Here is a 21,326-nt window from a genome sequence, read left to right on the forward strand (position 1 = left end):
TCATCGCCTCGCGGATCCGCCAATCGCCAGTATCTTCGCTTCCACGTGATAACGGGCGGTGGCTCCATCTGCCCGCAGCCACTCGTTTTCGGCGGTGTTTTTCCAGGGTGATGGTTTCCCATCGGCGGTCACCGCGTGCTTCTCCAACAGTCCGGCCAGATCCTCCTGCGACAGCGGCTGCAGGGTCTTCACGACTTTCTCCGTATCAAGAACCTTCATCGCTTCCAGAAACGCCGCTTTGTCGGAAACCTTGTGGAAGCTGAGGTTCGCCAGCACGGGCATGCTGTAGTCCGCGTACAGGAAATATTGTCCGTCGTAAAAAATGTCGGAAGTATGATCCTTCTGGAGCGGTGGTCCGCAGCTTTCCCATACTTTCGCGCGCTCCATGCCCAGCCGCGGTGTGCCGGTTGCCGGTTTCAGCTCCTGCGGTGGGGGAACGGTCAGATCCGGAGTGATCCGGAGGCCGGAGAGGCTCTGCTCCAAGGAGGGAAAAAGGTCCACTCCGACGGCGGTGAGATTCACCTCGAGTATCTGGTCCGGCCGGATGCGGACCCATATCGTGGCATTGCGGGAAACCGCGCCTTCACGGAAGGAAGGAACATCTCTGTCGTAGTCGATCCTCCATCCGCTTTGTCCTCCCACCCGGACGGCTTTCGGGGCAACCTGCACGCCGGAACGTGCCTTCAGAATCCCGGCGATCTCAGCATCGCTTGAATGCGTGATGTGAACGGAAAAGTTGACTTGCCGGTGATTCACGCCCGGATGGTTGTCGGCGGCCAGATACTCGGCGACAGGCCCATGGTACCCCTCGGGGACATCCGGAGGGATGGGTTTGGGCCCGGATGGCATGAAAAAGTCAGGCAGATCATATTTCACGATGCCCGGAATGATCTCCTCCGCTTTCAGGAAGGGACCCACCAGGAATACCAGCAGGAGGATTCGGATAACGGATGCCACGGATCGCATGATCCATCACCGGCACGCGGAGCGCAAGGCGGCGATTCCCCGCATGGACATCCCCCGGGTTCCATGTTCTGCTGCCACCACATGATGGATGGATCCCTATTGGTGCTCGGCATGGCCGGGCCGGAGCTGACGGTGGAGGAAGCGGACCTTTTTCGCCGCCTGCAGCCTGCCGGTTTCATCCTCTTTTCCCGCAACATCGTTTCCAAGGAACAGACGCGTAAGCTCACCGACGACCTGCGGGACCTTTCCTCGGACATGCCCATCATCGCCATCGACCAGGAAGGCGGCCGCGTCACCCGGACCAAGGAGATCGCGCCGGTCGCCCCATCCGCTCCGGCGTTGGCCGCACACGGGAAAACGCTCGAAAGCGCGAACGCCGGTGCCTTCACCGGAGACCTGCTCCGCCTGCTGGGGGTCAACATGGACCTCGGGCCGGTGCTGGACCTGGACTACCATCCGGGTGCCCAGAACGCGCTGCGTGGACGCTGCTGGGGGACGGACCCGCAGCGGGTGATCGACCACGCGGGAAACTGGAACCGCTGGCTGCGGAAACGCTCCATCGCCAGTTGCGGGAAACACTTCCCCGCCTGCGGCCGCGCCCTTTCCGATCCCCACCACGACCTTCCTTCCTCGGACGCCACCATCGAGGATCTGCTGAAAGAGGACGTCATCCCCTACACCGCGCTCGCCCCGGAGCTGGACGCCATCCTCCTCGCCCACATCGAGTTTCCGAACATCGATCCGGAGTTCCCAGCCTCACTTTCCCCGCGCATCATCCGCCGCTTCCTCCGTGACCAGCTCGGCTTCGACAAGCACGTCGTCCTCACCGACGACCTGGACATGGGCGCGATCACCAAACGCTACGGCCGCGGGCCGGATGTGAAGCTCGCCATCGAAGCGGGCAACGACCTCGCCCTCATCTGTCACAACATCGCCAGCGCGGAGACCGCCGCACGCGCCATCGCCGAGCTGCCCATCTGGATGGTCGATGAGGCGAAAGAGCGCGTGGACCGCTTCCGGCGGAAGAAGCTCCATGATCCCGCCCCGTGGTCGGACAAGAAGTGGAACGAGACCTGCGCGGCCATCGCCGCCCTCGCGGAGCGCGTCCCGGAGATCCCGGAACAAACCGCCACCAGCCCGGTGGCGGAGTATTGAGGGACTGGAAACGGGGCCAACCGGACAGCGGGGGTCAACCCGCCACCTTCAGCCAGATCCACATCGTCACGTAGGCGACGCCTGCGGCGGCGGGGAGGGTGAGGAACCAGGCACCCAGGATCTTCTTCACGATCTTCCCGTCGATGGCGCTGAAACGCTTCGTCGCACCCACGCCCATGATGGCGGTGGTGATGGCGTGGGTGGTGGAGACCGTCATGCCGAGATGCCCGGTGACGGCGAGGAGGGTGGCGGCGGTGCTTTCCGCTGCGAAGCCGTGGACGGGCTGCAGCTTCACCATCTTGTGTCCCATGGTCTTGATGATCCGCCAGCCGCCGGAAGCGGTGCCAGCGGCCATCACGATGGCGCAGATGATCTTGATCCACGGCGGCACGCCGGGGGTGAGGTCGTTCACTTTCGTCGCGGCGGCTGGCAGGCCCGGCTTGCCGCGGTCCTCGGCGGATTTCATCGCACCGGCCAGAACAACGTCCCACTCCGTGGGCTCCGCCGCGGCGAAGGTGCCGATGAGCGGGATCTTCGGCAGGATGCGCGCGTTCTCGATGGCGATGTCCTGCTCATGGATCTCACGCGCCTTCGCGCGGACGGCGGCGGCGGCGGTGTTGTCACCGGCTGCTTCGTGCACCATTCCTGCCAGCACGTAGAAGGATTCCTTGAACTCGCCCGGCTTCAGCTTGTCCGCCTCCTGCTCCAGGATGACGGCGGCCTCCTGATCGACGGTGCCGTTCACGAATTTCATGATCTGCTCCTCAGCGACGGCGGATTTGTCCATTTTCAGGAAGTTCAGCCAGTTCGGGAGATCGTTGAAGGTGCCCGCGCTCGTGGCCGTCACCAGCGCGAGGGTGATGATGCCCATGGTTTTCTGCGCATCCGCAAGACCGTGCGCGAAGCCCATGTAGCCGGCGCTGAACACCTGCGCCCGGCCGAAGAAGCGGTTCACCCACATCGGCCGCGAGTTCCGCAGCAGGACGTAAAGCAGGGTCATCACGACGAATCCGCCCACCAGGCCGATCATCGGGGAGCTGAACATGGGGATGACCACCTTGTGCAGGATACCCTCATGGACGATCTTGCCGTCCTTGATCTTCTCCGTGGACCAGAGGATGGAGTCCCAGTTGTTCTGGGCGTTGGCGAGCGTCGCACCGACCAGACCGCCGACGAGGGCGTGGGTGGAACTGGAAGGCAGCCCCAGCCACCAGGTGAGCAGGTTCCAGACGATGCCGCCCAGAAGCGCGCAGATGATCGTGGCCGTTGTCACGAACGTGGCGTCCACCAGTCCGGAGGAGATGGTCTTCGCCACGGCGTGGCCGACCAACGCGCCGATGAGGTTGGTGATGGCGGCCAGCATGATGGCCTGCCGGGGGGTCAGGACTTTCGTCGAGACCACCGTGGCGATCGAGTTCGCGGTATCATGGAAACCGTTGATGAACTCGAACGTCAGCGCGACGAGGATGACGATGAGGATGAGCGTCATGCGGGGGCGGCTCAGGAGTTCTTATAGGCGATCTGGGTCGCCACGTTGCCGACGTCCCGGCAGCGGTCGATCACCTTTTCGAGGAGATCGTAGAGCTTTGAGATGATGTGGACGTCCAGCGGATCGTATTTGCCGGAGTAGAGGTCCTTCAGGCAGTCCAGCATCAGCTTGTCCGCGTCCCCCTCGATGGTCTGGATGCGGTCGTTCAGCTCCTTCACCCGGACGATGTCCATGCCCTTCTTCAGGGTCTTGATGAGGTCCACGACGTGGACGGTCGCCTCATCCAGCATGGCCGCGTGTTTCTTGAAGTCCGTGCTGGCCACCCGGTCCGCGGAGATCATGTAGCGTTCGACGAATTTCTCGACGGTCTTCGGGATCTTGTAGAGGGCGGAGGAGAGGGCCTCGATGTCCTCGCGCTCCAGCGCGGTGACGAAGGTTTTCACCAGCAACTCGCTGATTTCCTTGGTGATCTGCTTGTCCTTCTTCCGCACCGCGGCGAACTCGTTGAGGGAGTGCTCCTTTTCGTGCCGCAGGATGTCGGTGAGGAAGTCGATGCTTTCGTGCGCCTCGTTGGCGCTGGCGAGCAGCAGTTCGAAAAACCGGTCTTCTTTCCCGAAAAGGCGTTGGATGGAAATCATGGCAGGGCCGGGATTGTGACGAAACCGTCACCCATGGCAAGCGGAAGGAAACACCCCCCGGATCAAGCGTTGCCGATGTGGGATCTGATCCAGCTCGGACGTTTCCGGCAATCCACCACGGACCGGACCCTCACCAGATCGCCCTCAAGGGTGTAGCAGATCGCGAAAGGGAAGCGTTTCGACAGACTCCGGTGGAGGTTTTATAAGCCCTGCGGTGGATTCCTCCGAAAATCCTGAGAGAATCAATGTCCGAGTAGAGGGAATCGAGGAAGTAGGCCCCCAAGACAACCGATGATCTCCCACGCTGGCCGCTTGCCCGCATCCCGGTATCCGGCTAGGCTCCGGCGCATGGCTATCGAGGGTTTTGAAGGCATCCATCCCACCATCCATGAGTCCGTGTTCATCGCCGCCAGCGCGGATGTGGTGGGCCGGGTGACCATCGCGGAGGAATCCAGCATCTGGTACAACGCCACCCTCCGTGGTGACATCAACGAGATCACCATCGGCGCGCGCTCGAACGTGCAGGACAACGTGGTGATCCACCTCGCGGACGACCTCGGCTGCCACATCGGGGAACTGGTGACGGTCGGCCACTCCGCCATCCTGCATGCCTGCCAGGTGAAGGATGAGGTCCTCATCGGCATGGGGGCGATCGTCCTCGACGGCGCGGTCATCGGGGAAAGATCCATCGTCGGGGCCGGGGCGCTGGTCACCGGCGGGACCATCATCCCGCCCGGCTCCCTGGTCCTGGGGTCCCCGGCGAAGGTGGTGCGCACCCTTTCCCCGGACGAGCAGGCGAAGGTGAGGCACTGGGCGGACAAATACGTGGTGAATTCGCGCAAATACCTCGCCCGCTGATTTTCTCCCCTTGGAAATCGACCGGTTGCGGCGGATAGTCCGCCCGATGCCAGACCTTGTCCGAGTCGAACCGATCGCCCTGCTGCCCACCCAGGCCGGATGTGCCGTTTTCCTGGGGGACGGGGAAAAGTCGATCGTCTTCTACATCGACCCGGCGGTGGGGATCTCGATCAACGCGTCCATGACCGGCCAGCTCCCGCCGCGGCCGCTGACCCATGATCTGTTCCAGCATACGCTGAAAGCCTTCGGCGCAAGTGTCTCCCGGGCCGTCATCGTACGGATGGAGAATGAGGTCTATTTCGCCCGCCTGATCCTGGAGGCGGAGAATGAGATCATGGAGCGGAAGATCGTGGAACTGGACGCCCGCCCGTCCGACTGCATCGCCCTGGCGGTGCGTTCCGGCGCGCCCCTCTACGTGCTGCGGGAGCTGTGGGACTCTCTGGAGGACATGTCCGGTACGCTGGAGGACATGCGGCGGGAAAACGGGCAGGAGGACGACAGCTTTCCCGGTTGAGGAGAAATTTTGATTGGAACCCGCCGCAGGCAGGGTGAGGTTGCGGGGCCGGAAGCCCGGCTTTTCCCTGATGAAGCACTTCTCCGTCCTCACCGCCGCCTGCCTCGCCTTTCCCGCCGCCCTTCATGCCCAGGGATTCGGTGTGCCCGCCAAGCCCGTTTTCGAGGGGAAGGCGGAGAACATCCAGCTCAAGCCCAGCTCCGCGCAGGTGACCGCGGAAGCGGGTGGGGACGGCATCACCGTCCGCATCACACCGGGTGAGGAAGGCTACCCCGGCCTCTCCCTCACCAAAAAGGACGGCACTCCCTTCGATCTGTCGAAACACGGTCATGTGGAGGCGAAGATCGCCAACACCGGGACGAAACCACTGGCCCTGGGTCTGCGCCTGGACAACCCGGACGACTGGAAAAACAACCCCTACAACACGGAAAATCTCCACCTGAAGCCCGGTGAGACCGGCGTGGTGAACCTCATTTTCGGCCACTCCTACGGGAAGAAGAAGTCCTACCCGCTGAAACCGGAGAACATCTCCCAGATCCTGTTTTTTGCCACGAAGAACGATGCGGAGCAGTCGTTCCGCATCGAGTCGATGATCGCGGGCGGCACTCCCGGAGAACTCCCCGCCGTGGATCCCGCCACCATCCGGGTGAAGCCACAGGGCGAGGTGGTCTATGACGCCTCCTCCAAGATCAACGCGGAGAAGCAGATCGACACCTGGAACAAGGCGGCCGCCACCGTGGTTTCCGACGGCATCCGCGCGGTCTATCCTGGCGGAAAGGAAACCGGCTCGCTGGTCTTCCGGCCGGAACAGGGACGCTGGGACCTTTCCCAATCCCTGCAGGTGGTGGTGAAGATCAAGAACGACGGCGCGACCGAGGTCTCCCCGAACGTCAGGCTGGAAAGCAACGGCGGTCCTTCCGACACCATCGACGCCGGCACGCTGGCTCCGGGGGCATCGAAGGAGGTCGTGATCCCTTTCGCCGCCAAGGAAATCTGGGTGGGCGCGAAGGACGCGGGCCACAAAGGCGACAAAGGCACCGGCGGCAAGCCGGGAACGAAGATCGCCAGCGATGCCATTTCCGCGGTGATCGTCGCCGTGCCGAACATCGACAGCGAGCGGTCGCTGGTGCTCCAGTCCGTGAAGGCGAACCTTCCGCCCACGCCGCAAATGCCGGAATGGCTGGGCAAGAAGCCACCCGTCGATGGCGAGTGGGCGGTGACCTTCGAGGACAACTTCGACGGCACGTCCGCGGACGCCTCCAAGTGGAACATCTACGCGGAGAACTACTGGGACAAGGCCAGCGCCTTCTCCAAGGACAACCTGCTCGTCGAGGGCGGCTTCGCGAAGCTCCGTTACGAACGGAAGACCAACCACCACAACGACGACCCGAAGGCCAAAAAGTTCGACTACACGACCGGCTTCCTCGACACCTACGGCAAGTGGACCCAGCGCTACGGTTACTTTGAAACCCGCGCCAAGCTCCCCACCTCCCCCGGCCTCTGGCCCGCATTCTGGCTGATGCCGGACCGCGGTGCCGCCGCTGGCGAAAAGTGGCAACGCCAGGACACCGGTAACGGTGGCATGGAGTTCGACATCATCGAGCACCTCACCCGTTGGGGTCCGTACCGCTACAACGTCGCCATGCACTGGGACGGCTACGGCAAGGAGCACAAGGCGATCGGCAGCAGCAACATCTACGTCCAGCCGGACAAGGACGGCTTTGTCACCGTCGGCCTGCTGTGGCTCCCCGGTTCCGCCACTTACTATTTCAACGGCGTGAAGATGGCCCACTGGGAGACGGACCGGATGTCCGCCATCCAGTCCCACCTGATGTACACCCTGCCCCAAGGCGGATGGGACAACAATGCGGTGGATGACAAACAACTGCCCGCCGACTTCGTAATCGACTACGTCCGCGTCTGGCAGAGGAAGGATCTCGCCACCGACGGAGACGGACCGAAATCCCCTGCACCCGCCCAGTGAAATCCCTGCTCGCCGGAATCTTCCTCACCGCCACCTCCCTCGCCTCGCACGCGGCGGAGCAGCTCTACCTGCGCCAGTCCATCCCGGACAGCGTGCCCCTGCCGACCACGGTGAACCGGACCTACCGCCTGCTGGTGCCGGCGGGCGCGGCGGAAAAGCCGGACCAGAAGTTCCCGCTGGTGGTCTATCTCCACGGCGGCGGCTCCCGCGGGGAGGATGGCCTGAAGCCCGTCAATGAGCCCCTGCCAAAGTTGCTGGCAACGGAGGACATGCGGGGGAGCTTTCCCTGCTTCGTTCTCGTTCCGCAGTGCCGGGAGGGACTGTATGAGGACGGCCGCCCCTACAACTGGACGAAGTGGGAGAACCAGACCGCCGCTCCCGCGCTCTGGCTGAAAAGCGACGACGAGGCGAGCGACCAGCTCCGCGCGGCGATGGCCGCCTTGAAGGACGTGCTGGACCGCCAGCCCGTCGATCCGGCCCGGGTGTATCTCTCCGGCGTCTCGATGGGGGGAAGCGGCTCATGGTCGTGGGCGGCGCGGCAGCCCGAACGGTTCGCCGCCTTGCTGACCGTCTGCGGACTGAGCGAGGTTTCCCGCGCGGAACCCATCTCGAAAGTGCCCGTGTGGACCTTCCATGGCGCGAAGGATGAGGTCGTGCCGGTCCAGCGGACACGGGATCTGGTGAAGGCCTTGGAAGGATTCGGCGGAAAGGTGAAGTACACCGAATACCCGGAAGGCGGGCACGGTGTCGCCGGGCAGGCGTTCACGGAAGACGACCACGCCGCCATCCGGTGGTTGTTCGAACAGCGGCGCTGAGCACTCAATCAATCTCCAGCCGGCCGAACGATATGCGCTCGTAGGAATCCTTCGCGCCATTCTCGAACAGTACGCCCAGCTTTCCGTCAGCCGTCCGGACGATGTCCGCATAGGCGACCGGCCCGGCTGAGATGAGGCGGTCCACCGCCCAGGTGCCACCTTCATCCGTGGACTTCCACAGCGTCAGGTTCTCCCGCTTCGTGCCGCGTGGGGCGGTGAAAAAGATCCGCTTCTCATCCCAGCGGAGGATGCTGCCCTGGCAGGCGGGTGCGTCGATCTCCGGGATGCCCTTGTAGGTGGAGGTGAACGTCACCCCTCCGTCCCGGCTGATCGCGGAGGCACGGCCCAACGGGTTGGTCCCACGGTTGTTGCGGGTGTTGAAGAGGATGCGCGAGCCTCCGTCCTCCGCCGGAGGAAGTTCGACGGCGGTGGTTTCGTTCGGGTGGATGCCGTCCGCCTCGCCATTGATCGCGCCGAGGTTCCATGTCTTCCCCGCGTCATCGGAGTGGATGACATGACTGCCATAGGTGCCCTTGTCATCACCGGGGACGCCCTGCCGGTGGTTGGCGGGAATGACCAGCCGCCCTTTCTGCTTTCCGGAGGAAAGCTGGATGCCGTGGCACGGCCCGGTGGCATACCATCCCCAGCCTTCTTTCTTCAGGCCGGAAGTGATCTCCACCGGCGCGGACCAGGTGCCGCCGTTGTCGTTGGAGGAAATGTGGAGCACCTCGCTGTTGTTCCGGCAGAAGACGAGGTGGACGGTTCCCGATCCGGCGTCCATCACCGGCACGGGATTCCCCATGGTGATCTCCGCGTTTCCCCCTCCGTCATGGATCATCCGGAGGCTGGACCAGGTGAGGCCGTGGTCGGTGGACCGTTTCATCACCAAGTCGATGTCACCGTGATCCCTGCGGTTGTTTTTCCTCGCTTCGCAGAATGCGAGAAGGGAGCCGTCCTTCGCCATGATCGCCGCCGGGATGCGGAAGCTGTGGTAGCCGTCATCCCCGGCGGTGAAAACCGCGACCGCCTCCCCGTTGGCGGAACAAAGGGTGGCGGCCAGAACCAAGGCGGCGGAAAACCGGAAATCCATGCTGGAAAAACGTGGGAACCGGGTGGATTCCTTCACCAATCTTCTCTTTCCCTCCGCCGGGATGGCGAATAGGTTGCGGAACCGCCGGAAGCCATCCGGTCCCTCCAAACCCGATTCATTTCCGATCATGAAAAAGTATCTTCTCCCTCTGGTCCCGCTTCTCGCGGCGGGTCAAGCATTCGCCCAAGCCCGGCCCCTGTTCAATGGCAAGGACCTGACGGGATGGAAAGGTGAGGGCTATGTCGTCGAGGACGGCGCGATCGTCGCCACCCCGCAGGCGCGGAACCTGGTGACGGAAGATACTTTCGCCAACTACGTCCTCGAGTTCGACTTCCAGCTCACGCCGGGCGCGAACAACGGCCTGGGCATCAACTACCCCGGCGAGGGGGATGCCGCCTACACCGGCCTGGAACTTCAGATCCTGGACGACTCCGCGGAGAAGTACAAGGACCTGAAGGACGCCCAGTTCCACGGCTCCATCTACCTCCTCGCCGCAGCGAAGAAGGGCAGCCTAAAGCCCGTCGGCGAGTGGAACCACCAGAAGGTGACCGTCACCCGCTCCAGCGTGGTGGTGGTGGTCAACGGCGAGGAAATCCTCCGCCGCGACCTGGATGACCTTTCCCTGCGCAACCGGAAGCACAAGGGCGCACAGAGGATCGCCGGGCACATCGCGTTCCTGGGCCACGGCGACAAGGTTTCCTTCAAGAACATCACCATCGAGGAAATGCCGCTCGACGCGAACATCGCGGGAGTGACGGCCGCCGGTTTCAACCAGATATTCAATGGCAAGGATCTGGCAGGCTGGAAGCACGACCCGAACACCACCAACTGGGCGGCGGTCAACGGCATCCTCAAGCACAACGGGAAGGCCGCGGAGATCAAGGATCTGTGGACGGAGAAGGAATACGGCGACTTCCAGATGGCCTTCGACTGGCGCTGGACCGGCCGCGGGGAGAAGAAGGCGCAGCCGGTGGTCCTGCCGGACGGCAACCACAAGGTCGGGCCGGACGGAAAACCGGTGACCGAAGAGATCGAGGAAATGGACAGCGGCATCTACCTGCGCGGCTCCACGAAGGCACAGGTCAACCTCTGGAACTGGAGCGTCGGCTCGGGTGAGGTCTATGGCTACCGCATGGACAAGAACCAGCCGGAGACGGTCCGCGCCGGCGTCACCCCCAAGGTGAAGATGGACCGCCCGCAGGGGGAATGGAACCGGATGATGATCACCCTGCGGGGTGACGTCCTCACCGTCCTGCTCAACGGGCAGAAGGTCATTGAACAGGCCCAGCTTCCCGGCATCCCCGCCAAAGGCCCCATCGGCCTGCAGCACCATGGACAGGCCATCGAGTTCGCGAACATCTGGGTGAAGGATCTTTGATGGGGTGTAGCGAAGCTCGTGAGAGCTTCGGCTGGGTGGACGTTCCATCCATGAAACCACTCCGCTTCTTCATTTTCCTCCCCACCGCCGGAAGTCTCACGACTTCCGCTACTCCGGGCGGACCGCCTCGACCACCATGACCTATCCTGAAGCCATTGCCTGGCTCTTCTCCACCCAGATGTTCGGCATCAAGCTGGGGCTGGACGGCCCACGCCGCCTGCTGAAGGAATACCTGGCCCACCCTGCCCACGGGGTGACGGTGATCCATGTGGCGGGCACGAATGGCAAAGGGAGCACCTGTGCCATGATCGACAGCATCGCCCGCGCCAGCGGAAAGCGGACAGGCCTGTTCACCTCCCCCCACCTCATCGACTACCGGGAGCGGATCAAGGTATCCGGCGTGGACATTCCTGAAGATGAATGCGCCTCCGGACTCACCGAGCTGCGCGGCCTCTGCGAACGCCTGGAGACGCATCCGACTTTTTTCGAAATCACGCTCGCGCTTGCGATGCGCTGGTTCCGGGAGCGGGAGTGTGAGGTCATCATTCTTGAAACGGGCATGGGCGGCCGGCTCGACGCGACCACGGCCGTTCAGGCGGACATCGCCGTCCTCACTCCCATCGGTCTCGATCATACGCAATGGCTCGGAGATACCCTGGAGAAAGTGGCGGCGGAAAAGGCGGGCATTTTCGTCCCCGGGAAACCCGCCGTTTCATCCCCGCAGGATCCCGCCGCCCGCCGCGTGCTGGAGGTGGAGGCGAATGAATCCCGCAGCCTGCTGGAATTCGTGACCGAGCCTCTGCTCGGCTACGGTGTCGCCTTGCCGGGAGAGCACCAGAAATGGAATGCCGCGCTGGCCGTCGCCGCCCTCTTCAAATGCGGCCTGCACTTGAATTCCGACATCATCCGCCACGGCCTCGCCAGCGTCCGTTGGCCCGGACGCTTCGAGCGGTTCGAAGTGGATGGCCGGACCGTCATCCTCGATGGCGCTCACAATCCCCACGCCGCCAGAGTGCTGGCGGAGACCTGGACGTCCGATTTTCCAGGCCAAAAAGCGGCGCTCGTTTTCAGTGCGGTTTCCTCCAAGGACATCGCGGGCATTCTGGAACCCATCGCACCGCTCGCTTCGGAGATCTTCATCTGCCCGGTGGACACGCCACGGGCCACACCGGTGGAGGAAATCGCCGCAGCCTTGCCCGACGGAGCGCCCCCACACCGTCTGTTCCCGGATTTCCAAAGCGCCTTCGCCGCCGCAAAGGAAAGCGGACCTCCGGTGCTGGTTGCCGGATCACTCTTCCTCGTGGGAGATGCCCGCGCGGTTCTGACAGGAAGCACGTTCCAAGGGTGCTCGCAGTGAATGTCGAGCGAAGCGGGGTGACTTTATCACGATGTCAGGCGCTCAATTCCATGATCCGGGCACCTTCTGTCGTGCCTGAGCACCACCAGGAAAATCGCTTCATCATCGACTTCGTATAGCAAGTGGATATGGAAACTTCCGCAAATTGGCTCTGCGAAGGCCACACGAATCAAAATGGTTGCTTCTGGGATTTCTCCCAACCGAATCAAGCACCAGATCCAACTCACTCCAAAAAGCGGAAAGAACCCGCTCCGAAATCCCGGCATCATGCGAGGCTACCTCCCGGATGTCATCGGCAAGCTTTGGATGTCGGATGACCTGCATCAATCACGGACGTCCGCAAGCCCTCCAAAATTCGTCTTCGGACAGTCCCTCGACCCTGCCGGATTTCAAGTCCTGGAGCCGTTGCAAAGCCTCTTCGTCACTGACGTGATGAGGGCGGGAATCAAGATCCTCGAGAAGCGACGAAACCAGCTCCGTGCGATACAGCAGATCAAGCTTTGAGGCCTCTTTGAGCAACTCTGCGACTTGCGACATGGGGAATGATAGCGGAAATGGGTAGAAAGTGCCACCTTGATTTCCAGCCGGACGCCAAAGAGCGGGCAATCCAGGAACCTTGGGCTTCCGAACCGTGCGATCATCTATTCCTCCCTGATGCCGTTTCTCATCGGCTGCTGACGAACATGGTTCACCGGCATGTTTCCGCAAAGCGGCGGAAGACCGCCGCACTCCATGACGCTGCCGCGCAAATGGGGAATGTCTCCGCCCGGACCAAAGCCTCCCTTCCTGGCTGCCAAGAAACAAAATCGGGAGGCAGGCCCAAAAGCCCCCTCCCGTCCGGGAACGCGAACTCCTCGGAAATCCTTACCTCTTCTTCCTCGTTTCGAGGCCTTCCTTCACCTTCTCCTCGATGTCCGCGTAGATGGCGGAGTCCGACTTGAGGAGTTCTTTCGCGGCATCGCGGCCCTGGGCGAGCTGGGTGCCGTTGTAGCTGAACCAGGAGCCACGCTTCTGGACGATGTCCATTTCCAGCGCGAGGTCGAGCAGGGAGCCGGTGGAGGAGATGCCCTCGTTATACATGATGTCGAACTCGGCTTCGGTGAAGGGCGGTGCGACCTTGTTTTTGACGACCTTGATCTTCGTCCGGCTGCCGGTCACGACGCCATCGGTCGCCTTGATCTGCGCGATGCGGCGGATGTCGATCCGGACGGAGGCGAAGAACTTGAGCGCACGGCCGCCCGGGGTGGTCTCCGGGTTGCCGAACATGACGCCGATCTTCTCACGGATCTGGTTGGTGAAGATGCAGACGGTCTTCGCCTTGGAAATGAGGGCGGTGAGCTTCCGCATGGCGGCGCTCATCAGGCGGGCCTGGGCGCCGACGGTGGAGTCACCGATCTCGCCGTCGAGTTCCTGCTTCGTCACCAGCGCGGCGACGGAGTCGAGGACGATGACGTCGATGGCATTCGAGCGGACGAGGGCCTCGCAGATCTGGAGGGCTTCCTCACCGGAGGATGGTTGGGAAACGAGCAGGTCATCGAGATTCACGCCGAGCTTCTTGGCATACTGCGGGTCGAGCGCGTGCTCGACGTCGATGAAGGCGGCCAGTCCGCCCTTTTTCTGGGCTTGGGCGATGGCGGTGAGAGTGAGGGTCGTCTTACCGGAAGACTCGGGACCGAACACCTCGATGATCCGGCCACGGGGGAATCCACCGACACCCAGCGCACGGTCGATCAGCAGGTTGCCGGTGGGGATGACATCCACATCCACGCGGTGCTCATCGCCCATCCGCATGATGGCAGCTTCTCCGAACTCCTTCTGGATGTTGGAGATCGCCAGATCCAGGTTGCGCTTGCGGGCTTCGGCGAGTTTGTCGGAAACGGAGTCGTCTGGAGTGATGCGTGCGGCCATATGGGAGTGATGTGAGTTGGGATACCGATGGATGCTTCACGTGTTCATGACAAGAAAAAAGATGTTCACCCGAACAAAAATTATAAAATGGATGAAAAACGCGGATCTTGATGCCTGATTTCAGCGCGGGCTTGCCAAGCGGACGCGATCGGGGGAATGATCCGGACACGTGAACACTTGGCGACGGTGGCTTTTATTGATCGGATTCTGGTTGGGATCGTTGCTTTCTGGATCCGGCCAGTCATTCACGTTGCCCGTGAGTGAAGACCTGGTGGGACCGCCGCCTGCGGATGGATTGGTGGACCGCGCAGGGCTGGGGCACCGGAATGCGGCGCTGGTGGCGAAACTGAGGGAGGACATCCGCCAGTTGCGGGACGATCACGGTTTCCAGCTCTATGTCCTGCTGGAGTCGGTTCTGGTGTCCGGGGACCCCCAGTTGCTGGCGAGCCGCCTGAGAAGGAACTGGATTCCGAAAGGGGATGGAATGGTGCTGGTCTTCGAGATGGACACGCGGAGCCTCGGCATCGGCCAGAGTTTCGAACAGGAGGCGGATCCGACGAAAGCCCCCCCCGGCCAGGTTCCATCCTATGAAACGAACCTCATCCTGGAGAAGGCGAGGATGAATGTGGACGCGGCATCGGCGGAGTCGATGCTGGAAACCTTCGCAGCCCAGGTGGTGGACGGCTACAATGAGTATTTCCTGAGGAAGAACCAGCCGGTGCCCGGGGAAAGGTCGGTCAAGATGGGCCTCATCATCGTGGGTGGCGCCGCCGCGCTGGCCTTGCTGGGCCTCATGGCCGCCCTGCTGGTGCGCCGTTCCGACAACCGTGGGGGCGGGAGATGCTTCTACTTCCCCGACGTTCAGGTTTCCGAGCGGCTGGGGGCGCCCTATGGCGGCGGAGAGGTCAGTTCCCGCCGGTTTGGGACGGGCGCGCGATCCTGACCGGCTTGTGGCGGAGCGCCGGCAGATGGTGCGGCATGAGCGCGGAGAAAAGATGGACGAGCGGGTAGGAGATCAGTGAGAGGATCACCCCGGACGCGACGACGCCGAGGATGATCGTGGCGGCGCTCACCAGTCCCACGCCCGGCACCTTGAAGTGGCCGGGGATGAGGTCATCCGGAATGGGGAGCAGGTGATACAGCCAGGAGCCGAGCTTCACCTGGGCGGCCCAGATGGGCAGGTTCGTGAAGGGATTGCTGACAAAGCAAGCGGCCATCGCAAAGGGCACGTTCGCCTTCGCCCGCATGGAGATGATCGCGGAGACGATCGCCTGCGGAATCATCGGGATCATGGAGAAGAAAAGGCCGATGGCCAGGCCGTTGGCCACCGTGTCCCGGCATGGCATCCACAGTTCCCGGGCGAAAAGTGGCTTGGTCATGCTCCGCCACCACGGACGATGGCGCAGCTTCCTGTGCCGCAACGCGCGGAAGGCGCTGCGGACCAGTTTCAGATAGCGTTTCTTCATCGGTGAGGGAACGGGCGCGGGAAGGTTCGTCGTGTTCGCCTTTGAATCAACCGCAAATGCCTTGCCGGGGGTGTTTTCTGCCCGCAGGTTCGGCGCGGCTTATGGAACCTTGGCAAGCATTCGTCCTCGGCGTGATCGAAGGGATCACGGAATACCTCCCGATCAGTTCGACGGGGCACTTGTTGCTGGCGCAGCATTTCATGGGCATCGGGACGGCGGGGGCGGTGGACAAGGCGGCGGCGGACGCGTTCGCCATCTGCATCCAGGGTGGCGCGATTCTGGCGGTGCTGGGCCTCTATTTCAAAAGAACGCTGCAAATGGCCATGGGCTTTCTCGGAAAAGACCGCGAAGGCCTGCAACTGGCGTTCAACATCCTGGCAGGGTTCCTCCCGGCCGCCGTGCTGGGGATGCTGTTCAACGACTGGATCGAGGAAAAACTCTTCTCTCCTTGGCCGATCACGGCGGCACTGTTCATCGGTGGCGTGGCGATCCTGCTGGTTTCCTTCCGCAACAGGAAGGAAGCCGTGGGCAAGGGCAAGGAGCTGATGGACCTGACGTGGAAAATGGCGCTCGTCATCGGCCTGCTGCAGTGCGTGGCAATGTGGCCCGGCACCAGCCGCAGCCTCATGACCATCGTCGGTGGCCTGCTGGTGGGCCTGTCCCTGCGGGCGGCGGTGGAGTACTCCTTCCTGCTGGGCGTGCTGACGCTGACGGCGGCGACGGTGAAAAAAGCCATCTGGCCGGTCTCCGGCGAGGGCATCCCCGCCCAATACGACACGCTCTTCGGCGGCTCCATGCTGATGCACAGCCAATACGGGACGCTGGCACTGGTGATCGGCATCGTTTCCGCAGCGGTCGCGGCGGCGCTGGCCGTGAAATGGCTGGTCAGCTACCTGCAGAAGCACGGGCTGGCGGTCTTCGGCTGGTACCGCATCGCGCTGGGCATCGTGGTCGGTGCATTGTTCGCGACCGGCATGCTGGCGGTTTGATTGGAGGGGAGGAATTTCCCTGACTTGGGCGTCACAAGTGATAGACTGGTGCCATGAGTCTGGCACAGGTGCTTGAAGAGCTTCCGACACTCACCGTCGCTGAAAGACAGGTGCTGGTCCTGCGGGCCATGGAACTGGACGATTCCGGCCTTTCTCCGGAGGACGAACGTCTGATCCTTTCCAGGCTGGAAGACCACCGGCGTGATCCGTCCTCGGCCATCCCAATGGAACGGATGAAGATGTTGCTCCGGGAGGAGTCCGGAGAATGAGCTGGCTGGTGGAATTTCGTCCGGAAGTTCGCTCTGACGTGAACCAAGCTGCCACTTGGTATGAGTCGAAGGAGCCAGGCCTCGGCAGCGATTTCATCGAGGAAATCATCAAAACTTGGGATGAACTCAGTGAGCTTCCGCTGATAGGTACCAAACGTCATCCAACCTTGGATCTGCGATGGCGTTACCCAGCCAGATTCCCCTATCGCGTCATTTATATCGTGGATGAAGCAGCACGAACGATTCTCGTCATCGCCGTGCTACATGCCGCACGGCACGATGCCGGGTGGAAAAAACGGATTTTCTGAACCGCGTTTCTCCCAATCAACCTTCAGCAGCCTTCTTTTTCTTCTCCTCCCGGATACCAGCGAAGAAGAGGGTGAAGGCGGCGATGAAAATGCAGGAGTCCGCCACGTTGAAGGATGGCCACCAGCCACCGCTGGCGGGAACGATCTTTTCGTAGAAGGGCAGCTTCACCGAGATGAAATCGACCACGTAGCCTTGGGAAAGCCGTCCCCAGAATGAGGCGGCCTTGAACTCATCGAGCAGGAATCCCTGGACCAGGCGGTCGGTCAGGTTGCCGAAAATGCCGCAGAGCAGGAGGGCCACGGCGACCTTCGACGCCGTATTGTCGAAAACACCCTTCTTCCAGAAGATCCGGATCATCGTGAGCGCGATGATGGGCACGAAAAGAAAGACGACCGGCGCCCAGGAGGTTCCGTTGCCGAAACCGAAGGCGACGCCCTGGTTGTGCACCCGCACCCAGTGGAAAACGTCCTCGATGACTTTCCACTGATGGGCGTCGTATGACCACGGGGGCGCGAATTTCTCCACCGTCCAGAACTTCGTGATCTGATCGATCACGTAGAGCGGGAGGGTGACGAAGAGCAGGAGCTTTTGGAAGAAGGTCATCGTTTCTTTTGGATCACACCACGGCGTCGCAGCGGGAGCAGAGGCCGCTTGCCAGAAGCGGCTCGTGCTTGCGGCAGCGCGGGCAGAGGCAGAGTTCGGTTTTCGCGGCGGTGGCGGAAAGGCTGTCGCCCGATTTCACATCCAGTCCGGCGATGATGAAGAACTCCGTGGCGAAGTCCCGGTCACCCAACAGCGCGACCAGACCCTCATCCTCCGCAGGCAGCGTGAGCGTGACATGCGCCTCGTTGTTGCGGGTGAATTCCTTCGCCTGGATGCGGGCTTCGATGGCGGTCTGGATGACGGACTTGATGGCGAACAGGCGCTCCACCGTCTTCGTGGCTTCACCGGGGGCGAAGGCGGGATTCGCGGTGGGGAAGTCCTGCTCGTGGACGGTGCCCTCGGTGAAAGTCGCGTGCTCCCACGCCTCGTCCGCCGTGTAGGCCAGGATGGGGGCGAGCAGCTTCGCCAGCACGGTGAATACCTCATGCATCGCCGCCTGGGAGGCGATCCGGCGCGGGGAGCCTGCGGCATCGCAATACATCCGGTCCTTCAGCGCGTCGATGTAGATGGCGGAAAGGTCGGTGGTGCAGAACTGGTTGAGCGAGTTGAAAACCTTGCGGAACTCGTAGTTCTGGTAGGCCTGGAGGCACTCGGCGGTCACTTCATGCAGGCGCTCCAGAATCCAGCGGTCCAGCAGCGTGTAGGCCGGTGCCGCCGGGGCGGTCTTCGGATCGAAGCCGTCCAGATTTCCGAGCAGGATCCGCAGCGTGTTGCGGAGGCGGCGGTAGGGCTCCGCCACCTGCTTGAAGAGCTCCTCACCGAACGGCACTTCGTTCTGCCAGTCCACGGAGGACACCCACAGCCGGACGATGTCCGCGCCGTATTTGTTGTAGAAGTGGGCGGCGTCGATGGGCTTTCCGGCCTTTTCCGCCTCGGACTTCGAGAGCTTCTTCTTGTCCTTGTCCACGACGAAGCCGTGGGTCATCACGGACTTGTAGGGGGCCACGCCGCGCCAGCCCACGCTCATCATGAGGGAGCTCTGGAACCAGCCGCGGTGCTGGTCGGTCGCTTCCAGGTAGAGGTCGGCGGGGGCATGCAGCTCAGGGTGGCGTTCCAGCACGGAAACGTGGGAGCAGCCGGAGTCGATCCAGACGTCCAGCGTGTCGCGGCAGCGGGTCACGTTCGCGGGCAGGTCCAGCAGCGCGGCCAGCTCCGCGTCGGTCTTTTCAAACCAGATGTTCGTGCCTTCTTTCTCGACCAGATCCGCCACCTTGCGGGCGACTTCGGCGGAGAGGATCGCCTTGTTGTCCCCGTCGAAGAACACGGGCAGCGGCACACCCCAGGTGCGCTGGCGGGAGATGCACCAGTCCGGGCGCGCCTCCACGGTGCCGTAGATGCGGTTGCGGCCCCACGCAGGCAGCCACTCCACCTTGTCGATCTCCGTCAGCGCGAGGCCGCGGAGCGTGTCGAGCGAGATGAAGAACTGCTCGACGGCGCGGAAGATGATCGGCGTCTTGGAACGCCAGCAATACGGGTAGGAGTGCTTGTAGACTTCCCTGCCGAGCAGGACGCCCTTCTCTTCGAGGATCTCGATGATGCGCTCGTTCGACTTGAAGACGTGCTTGCCGACGAGTTCGTCGAGGCCCGCCTCGGCGGTGAAGTTGCCTTCGTTGTCCACCGGGGAAAGCACGGCCAGGCCGTTCTGCTGGCCGGCGACATAGTCGTCCGCACCGTGGCCGGGGGCGATGTGCACCGCGCCGGTGCCGGTCTCCGTGGTGACGAAGTTGGCGAGGATGAGCTTCGACGTGCGGTCCAGGAAAGGATGCCGGGCCAGCAGGCCGTCGAACTCGCGACCGCGGATCTCCTCCAGCGGCTTCGCCAGCTTGAAGCCGGTCTTCTGCTCGAAGGCTTCCACCAGCTCACGGACGATGACGAGGGTCTCTTCGCGTCCGTCTTTCTCGAAACGTCCGACCACGTAGGTGAACTCCGGGTGCACCGCGATGCCGAGGTTGGCAGGCAGCGTCCACGGCGTGGTGGTCCAGATGACGATGGAGGCACCCTCCAGCGCACAGACGGACTCCGGCACATCCTGCAGCGGGAACTTCACGAAGATCGCCGGGCTTTCCTTGTCGTGGTACTCGACTTCGGCCTCGGCCAGCGCGGTCTGCGCGCCGTAGGACCACTGGACCGGCTTCTGGGATTGGTACACGCAGCCACCCTCCACCAGCTTGGCAAAGACGCGGAGGATGTCCGCCTCATAGGCCGGGGCCATGGTGAGGTAGGGATTGTACCAGTCCCCGAACACGCCCAGGCGGCGGAAGGAATTGCGCTGGATGTCGATGAACTTGTTGGCGAACTCGGCCGAACGGCGGCGGATTTCCACCGGCTCCAGGCCGGCGGCTTCCTTCACCACCTTGAACTCGATGGGCAGGCCGTGGCAGTCCCAGCCGGGGATGAAGGGCGCGGTGTAGCCGGCCATGGTCTTCGACTTCACCACCAGGTCCTTGAGCACCTTGTTGAGTGCGGTGCCCATGTGGACGTCCCCGTTGGCGAAGGGCGGGCCGTCATGGAGGATGAACTCCGGCGCGTTCTGTTCGCGGCGGCGGGCAATAATCCGTTGGTAGAGGCCGCTCGATTCCCAGCGCTCCAGGCGCTTCGGTTCGTTCTCCACGAGGTCCCCGCGCATCGGAAATGTCGTCTGCGGCAGGGTCAGCGTGTCCTTGTAGTTCTTTGCGGAGTCACTCATGACGGGGCGCGGACGCTAGCAACGCCGGGGGGGAGGGTCAACCATGGGAAATCGGGCGGAAAAATGACCGCCTGCGGCCGGAAAAACGGGAACTCACCACGCGGCCTGCAGGGGCGGATCAGGAAAGGAATGACTGGCATATATCATAAAATCATCAAAATGATAAATATCAGGTTGACCTTTATCGTCCGAATGCCTATCTCTCGTCCGTCTTCCATTCAGATGAACACAGCAAGCGCACATCCAATCCAGCTTTCCCCGACCCGATGGTCGGCGGGCATGGGTGTGTCCTTCCGCCAGACGGGCTTCATGTCCTGGCGCAGACCTGTGGGGATGTTCGCCCAGGGGCAGATGCATCATTTTACCCACAAGGGGGCAGGCTGGTAGTTCACGATCGCAACCGATCATCGAATTTTTCGAGAACCCCGCCCGCCGCACCTACCGGCGGGCTTTTTGTTTTCCTGCCGGATTCCATCCAGAGATCAGGAAATCAATGAATTACAGATCAAATCAATCCACTTTCCATCCATCGCCATGAAACAGAAATAGCCCCCATTTTCAGCCCGGCTCCCTCCGGGAGGTGAAAGAAGCCCGGCCCGAACCCTGGCCCTCCTTTTCTTCCTCCCCGGGGAGCCGGGACTTGGAAGAACCTTCCCTGACCCGTGTCCGGACACCGGTGGCGCATCCCGACGCAAGGGGAAAACTCCCTCCGTCAAACCATCCGCCCACCCCGGACCAAGCGATCCGAATGATATGTTTCCATATCATCAGGAAGGCTTCGTTTCGATATTA

20 protein-coding genes are annotated in these 21,326 nt (G+C 62.4%); 12 read left to right on the plus strand and 8 right to left on the minus strand.

What is annotated here, in order from left to right; translation table 11 throughout:
• Positions 1-957: a hypothetical protein gene (locus KF712_06570; GenBank protein ID MBX3740636.1), complete on the minus strand. Its 957-nt coding sequence runs from the start codon at positions 955-957 to the stop codon at positions 1-3.
• A gap of 90 nt (positions 958-1,047) precedes the next feature.
• Between KF712_06570 and KF712_06575 the strand changes: the two genes are divergently transcribed.
• Positions 1,048-2,121: a glycoside hydrolase family 3 protein gene (locus KF712_06575; GenBank protein ID MBX3740637.1), complete on the plus strand. Its 1,074-nt coding sequence runs from the start codon at positions 1,048-1,050 to the stop codon at positions 2,119-2,121.
• Between the two features lie 34 nt (positions 2,122-2,155).
• Here KF712_06575 and KF712_06580 read toward each other — a convergent pair whose 3' ends face one another.
• Positions 2,156-3,610 carry an inorganic phosphate transporter gene (locus KF712_06580; protein MBX3740638.1) on the minus strand — a complete coding sequence of 485 codons (1,455 nt, stop codon included), beginning with the start codon at positions 3,608-3,610 and terminating at the stop codon, positions 2,156-2,158.
• A gap of 11 nt (positions 3,611-3,621) precedes the next feature.
• Complete coding sequence (locus KF712_06585; protein ID MBX3740639.1) at positions 3,622-4,248, minus strand: DUF47 family protein; 627 nt, start codon at positions 4,246-4,248, stop codon at positions 3,622-3,624.
• A gap of 348 nt (positions 4,249-4,596) precedes the next feature.
• Between KF712_06585 and KF712_06590 the strand changes: the two genes are divergently transcribed.
• From KF712_06590 to KF712_06605, 4 genes are all read left to right on the plus strand, one after another.
• Positions 4,597-5,106, plus strand: coding sequence for a gamma carbonic anhydrase family protein (locus KF712_06590; protein ID MBX3740640.1), 510 nt, complete (start codon positions 4,597-4,599; stop codon positions 5,104-5,106).
• Between the two features lie 46 nt (positions 5,107-5,152).
• Entirely contained in the window at positions 5,153-5,620 is a 468-nt protein-coding gene (locus KF712_06595) for a bifunctional nuclease family protein (protein ID MBX3740641.1), read from the plus strand.
• 70 nt (positions 5,621-5,690) lie between these two features.
• Positions 5,691-7,604: a glycoside hydrolase family 16 protein gene (locus KF712_06600; GenBank protein ID MBX3740642.1), complete on the plus strand. Its 1,914-nt coding sequence runs from the start codon at positions 5,691-5,693 to the stop codon at positions 7,602-7,604.
• Entirely contained in the window at positions 7,601-8,419 is an 819-nt protein-coding gene (locus KF712_06605; GenBank protein ID MBX3740643.1) for a dienelactone hydrolase family protein, read from the plus strand. Before KF712_06600 ends, KF712_06605 begins: the two co-directional genes overlap by 4 nt.
• Positions 8,420-8,423: 4 nt before the next feature.
• Here the strand turns inward: KF712_06605 and KF712_06610 are convergent, their stop codons facing one another.
• A complete protein-coding gene (locus KF712_06610; protein MBX3740644.1) occupies positions 8,424-9,509 on the minus strand; it encodes an exo-alpha-sialidase in 1,086 nt (361 codons plus the stop codon).
• Positions 9,510-9,636: 127 nt separating this feature from the next.
• On the opposite strand from KF712_06610, the gene KF712_06615 reads away from it, so the two are divergent.
• The 3 genes from KF712_06615 (at position 9,637) to KF712_06625 (ending at position 12,748) form a co-directional block, all read left to right on the plus strand.
• On the plus strand, positions 9,637-10,887 hold the full coding sequence (locus KF712_06615) for a DUF1080 domain-containing protein (GenBank protein MBX3740645.1): 1,251 nt from the start codon (positions 9,637-9,639) through the stop codon (positions 10,885-10,887).
• A gap of 136 nt (positions 10,888-11,023) precedes the next feature.
• Positions 11,024-12,244: a bifunctional folylpolyglutamate synthase/dihydrofolate synthase gene (locus tag KF712_06620; GenBank protein ID MBX3740646.1), complete on the plus strand. Its 1,221-nt coding sequence runs from the start codon at positions 11,024-11,026 to the stop codon at positions 12,242-12,244.
• A 267-nt stretch (positions 12,245-12,511) separates the two neighbouring features.
• Entirely contained in the window at positions 12,512-12,748 is a 237-nt protein-coding gene (locus tag KF712_06625) for a hypothetical protein (GenBank protein ID MBX3740647.1), read from the plus strand.
• A 360-nt stretch (positions 12,749-13,108) separates the two neighbouring features.
• Here the strand turns inward: KF712_06625 and recA are convergent, their stop codons facing one another.
• Positions 13,109-14,152: a recombinase RecA gene (gene recA / locus KF712_06630; protein MBX3740648.1), complete on the minus strand. Its 1,044-nt coding sequence runs from the start codon at positions 14,150-14,152 to the stop codon at positions 13,109-13,111.
• A gap of 256 nt (positions 14,153-14,408) precedes the next feature.
• Between recA and KF712_06635 the strand changes: the two genes are divergently transcribed.
• The gene (locus tag KF712_06635; protein ID MBX3740649.1) at positions 14,409-15,095 is read left to right on the plus strand and encodes a TPM domain-containing protein; all 687 of its coding nucleotides are present in this window, start codon (positions 14,409-14,411) and stop codon (positions 15,093-15,095) included.
• Here the strand turns inward: KF712_06635 and KF712_06640 are convergent.
• Positions 15,058-15,618 carry a DUF2062 domain-containing protein gene (locus KF712_06640; GenBank protein MBX3740650.1) on the minus strand — a complete coding sequence of 187 codons (561 nt, stop codon included), beginning with the start codon at positions 15,616-15,618 and terminating at the stop codon, positions 15,058-15,060. The genes KF712_06635 and KF712_06640 overlap by 38 nt on opposite strands.
• A gap of 101 nt (positions 15,619-15,719) precedes the next feature.
• Here KF712_06640 and KF712_06645 point away from each other — a divergent pair, with 101 nt between their 5' ends.
• The 3 genes from KF712_06645 to KF712_06655 are packed head-to-tail and all read left to right on the plus strand — an operon-like array spanning position 15,720 to position 17,184.
• Positions 15,720-16,607: an undecaprenyl-diphosphate phosphatase gene (locus KF712_06645; protein MBX3740651.1), complete on the plus strand. Its 888-nt coding sequence runs from the start codon at positions 15,720-15,722 to the stop codon at positions 16,605-16,607.
• A gap of 53 nt (positions 16,608-16,660) precedes the next feature.
• Entirely contained in the window at positions 16,661-16,876 is a 216-nt protein-coding gene (locus tag KF712_06650) for a hypothetical protein (protein MBX3740652.1), read from the plus strand.
• Entirely contained in the window at positions 16,873-17,184 is a 312-nt protein-coding gene (locus tag KF712_06655) for a type II toxin-antitoxin system RelE/ParE family toxin (protein MBX3740653.1), read from the plus strand. Before KF712_06650 ends, KF712_06655 begins: the two co-directional genes overlap by 4 nt.
• A 16-nt stretch (positions 17,185-17,200) precedes the next feature.
• Here KF712_06655 and KF712_06660 read toward each other — a convergent pair whose 3' ends face one another.
• Together KF712_06660 and ileS are read right to left on the minus strand one after the other, a co-directional pair.
• Entirely contained in the window at positions 17,201-17,788 is a 588-nt protein-coding gene (locus tag KF712_06660; GenBank protein ID MBX3740654.1) for a signal peptidase II, read from the minus strand.
• 13 nt (positions 17,789-17,801) lie between these two features.
• Positions 17,802-20,534 carry an isoleucine--tRNA ligase gene (ileS, locus tag KF712_06665; protein MBX3740655.1) on the minus strand — a complete coding sequence of 911 codons (2,733 nt, stop codon included), beginning with the start codon at positions 20,532-20,534 and terminating at the stop codon, positions 17,802-17,804.
• Positions 20,535-21,326: the final 792 nt, after the last annotated feature.

The organism is Akkermansiaceae bacterium (assembly GCA_019634595.1).
Lineage (GTDB): Bacteria > Verrucomicrobiota > Verrucomicrobiia > Verrucomicrobiales > Akkermansiaceae > Luteolibacter.

Bases quoted from the DNA above. Each gene is read 5' to 3' on its own strand.
- KF712_06655 (MBX3740653.1), top strand. From the start codon at position 16,873: ATGAGCTGGCTGGTGGAATTTCGTCCGGAAGTTCGCTCTGACGTGAAC.
- KF712_06610 (MBX3740644.1), bottom strand. From the start codon at position 9,509: ATGGATTTCCGGTTTTCCGCCGCCTTGGTTCTGGCCGCCACCCTTTGT.
- KF712_06620 (MBX3740646.1), top strand. From the start codon at position 11,024: ATGACCTATCCTGAAGCCATTGCCTGGCTCTTCTCCACCCAGATGTTC.
- KF712_06585 (MBX3740639.1), bottom strand. From the start codon at position 4,248: ATGATTTCCATCCAACGCCTTTTCGGGAAAGAAGACCGGTTTTTCGAA.
- KF712_06650 (MBX3740652.1), top strand. From the start codon at position 16,661: ATGAGTCTGGCACAGGTGCTTGAAGAGCTTCCGACACTCACCGTCGCT.
- KF712_06595 (MBX3740641.1), top strand. From the start codon at position 5,153: ATGCCAGACCTTGTCCGAGTCGAACCGATCGCCCTGCTGCCCACCCAG.
- KF712_06660 (MBX3740654.1), bottom strand. From the start codon at position 17,788: ATGACCTTCTTCCAAAAGCTCCTGCTCTTCGTCACCCTCCCGCTCTAC.
- KF712_06575 (MBX3740637.1), top strand. From the start codon at position 1,048: ATGATGGATGGATCCCTATTGGTGCTCGGCATGGCCGGGCCGGAGCTG.
- KF712_06590 (MBX3740640.1), top strand. From the start codon at position 4,597: ATGGCTATCGAGGGTTTTGAAGGCATCCATCCCACCATCCATGAGTCC.
- ileS (MBX3740655.1), bottom strand. From the start codon at position 20,534: ATGAGTGACTCCGCAAAGAACTACAAGGACACGCTGACCCTGCCGCAG.
- KF712_06645 (MBX3740651.1), top strand. From the start codon at position 15,720: ATGGAACCTTGGCAAGCATTCGTCCTCGGCGTGATCGAAGGGATCACG.
- KF712_06615 (MBX3740645.1), top strand. From the start codon at position 9,637: ATGAAAAAGTATCTTCTCCCTCTGGTCCCGCTTCTCGCGGCGGGTCAA.
- KF712_06625 (MBX3740647.1), top strand. From the start codon at position 12,512: ATGCGAGGCTACCTCCCGGATGTCATCGGCAAGCTTTGGATGTCGGAT.
- KF712_06580 (MBX3740638.1), bottom strand. From the start codon at position 3,610: ATGACGCTCATCCTCATCGTCATCCTCGTCGCGCTGACGTTCGAGTTC.
- recA (MBX3740648.1), bottom strand. From the start codon at position 14,152: ATGGCCGCACGCATCACTCCAGACGACTCCGTTTCCGACAAACTCGCC.
- KF712_06600 (MBX3740642.1), top strand. From the start codon at position 5,691: ATGAAGCACTTCTCCGTCCTCACCGCCGCCTGCCTCGCCTTTCCCGCC.
- KF712_06640 (MBX3740650.1), bottom strand. From the start codon at position 15,618: ATGAAGAAACGCTATCTGAAACTGGTCCGCAGCGCCTTCCGCGCGTTG.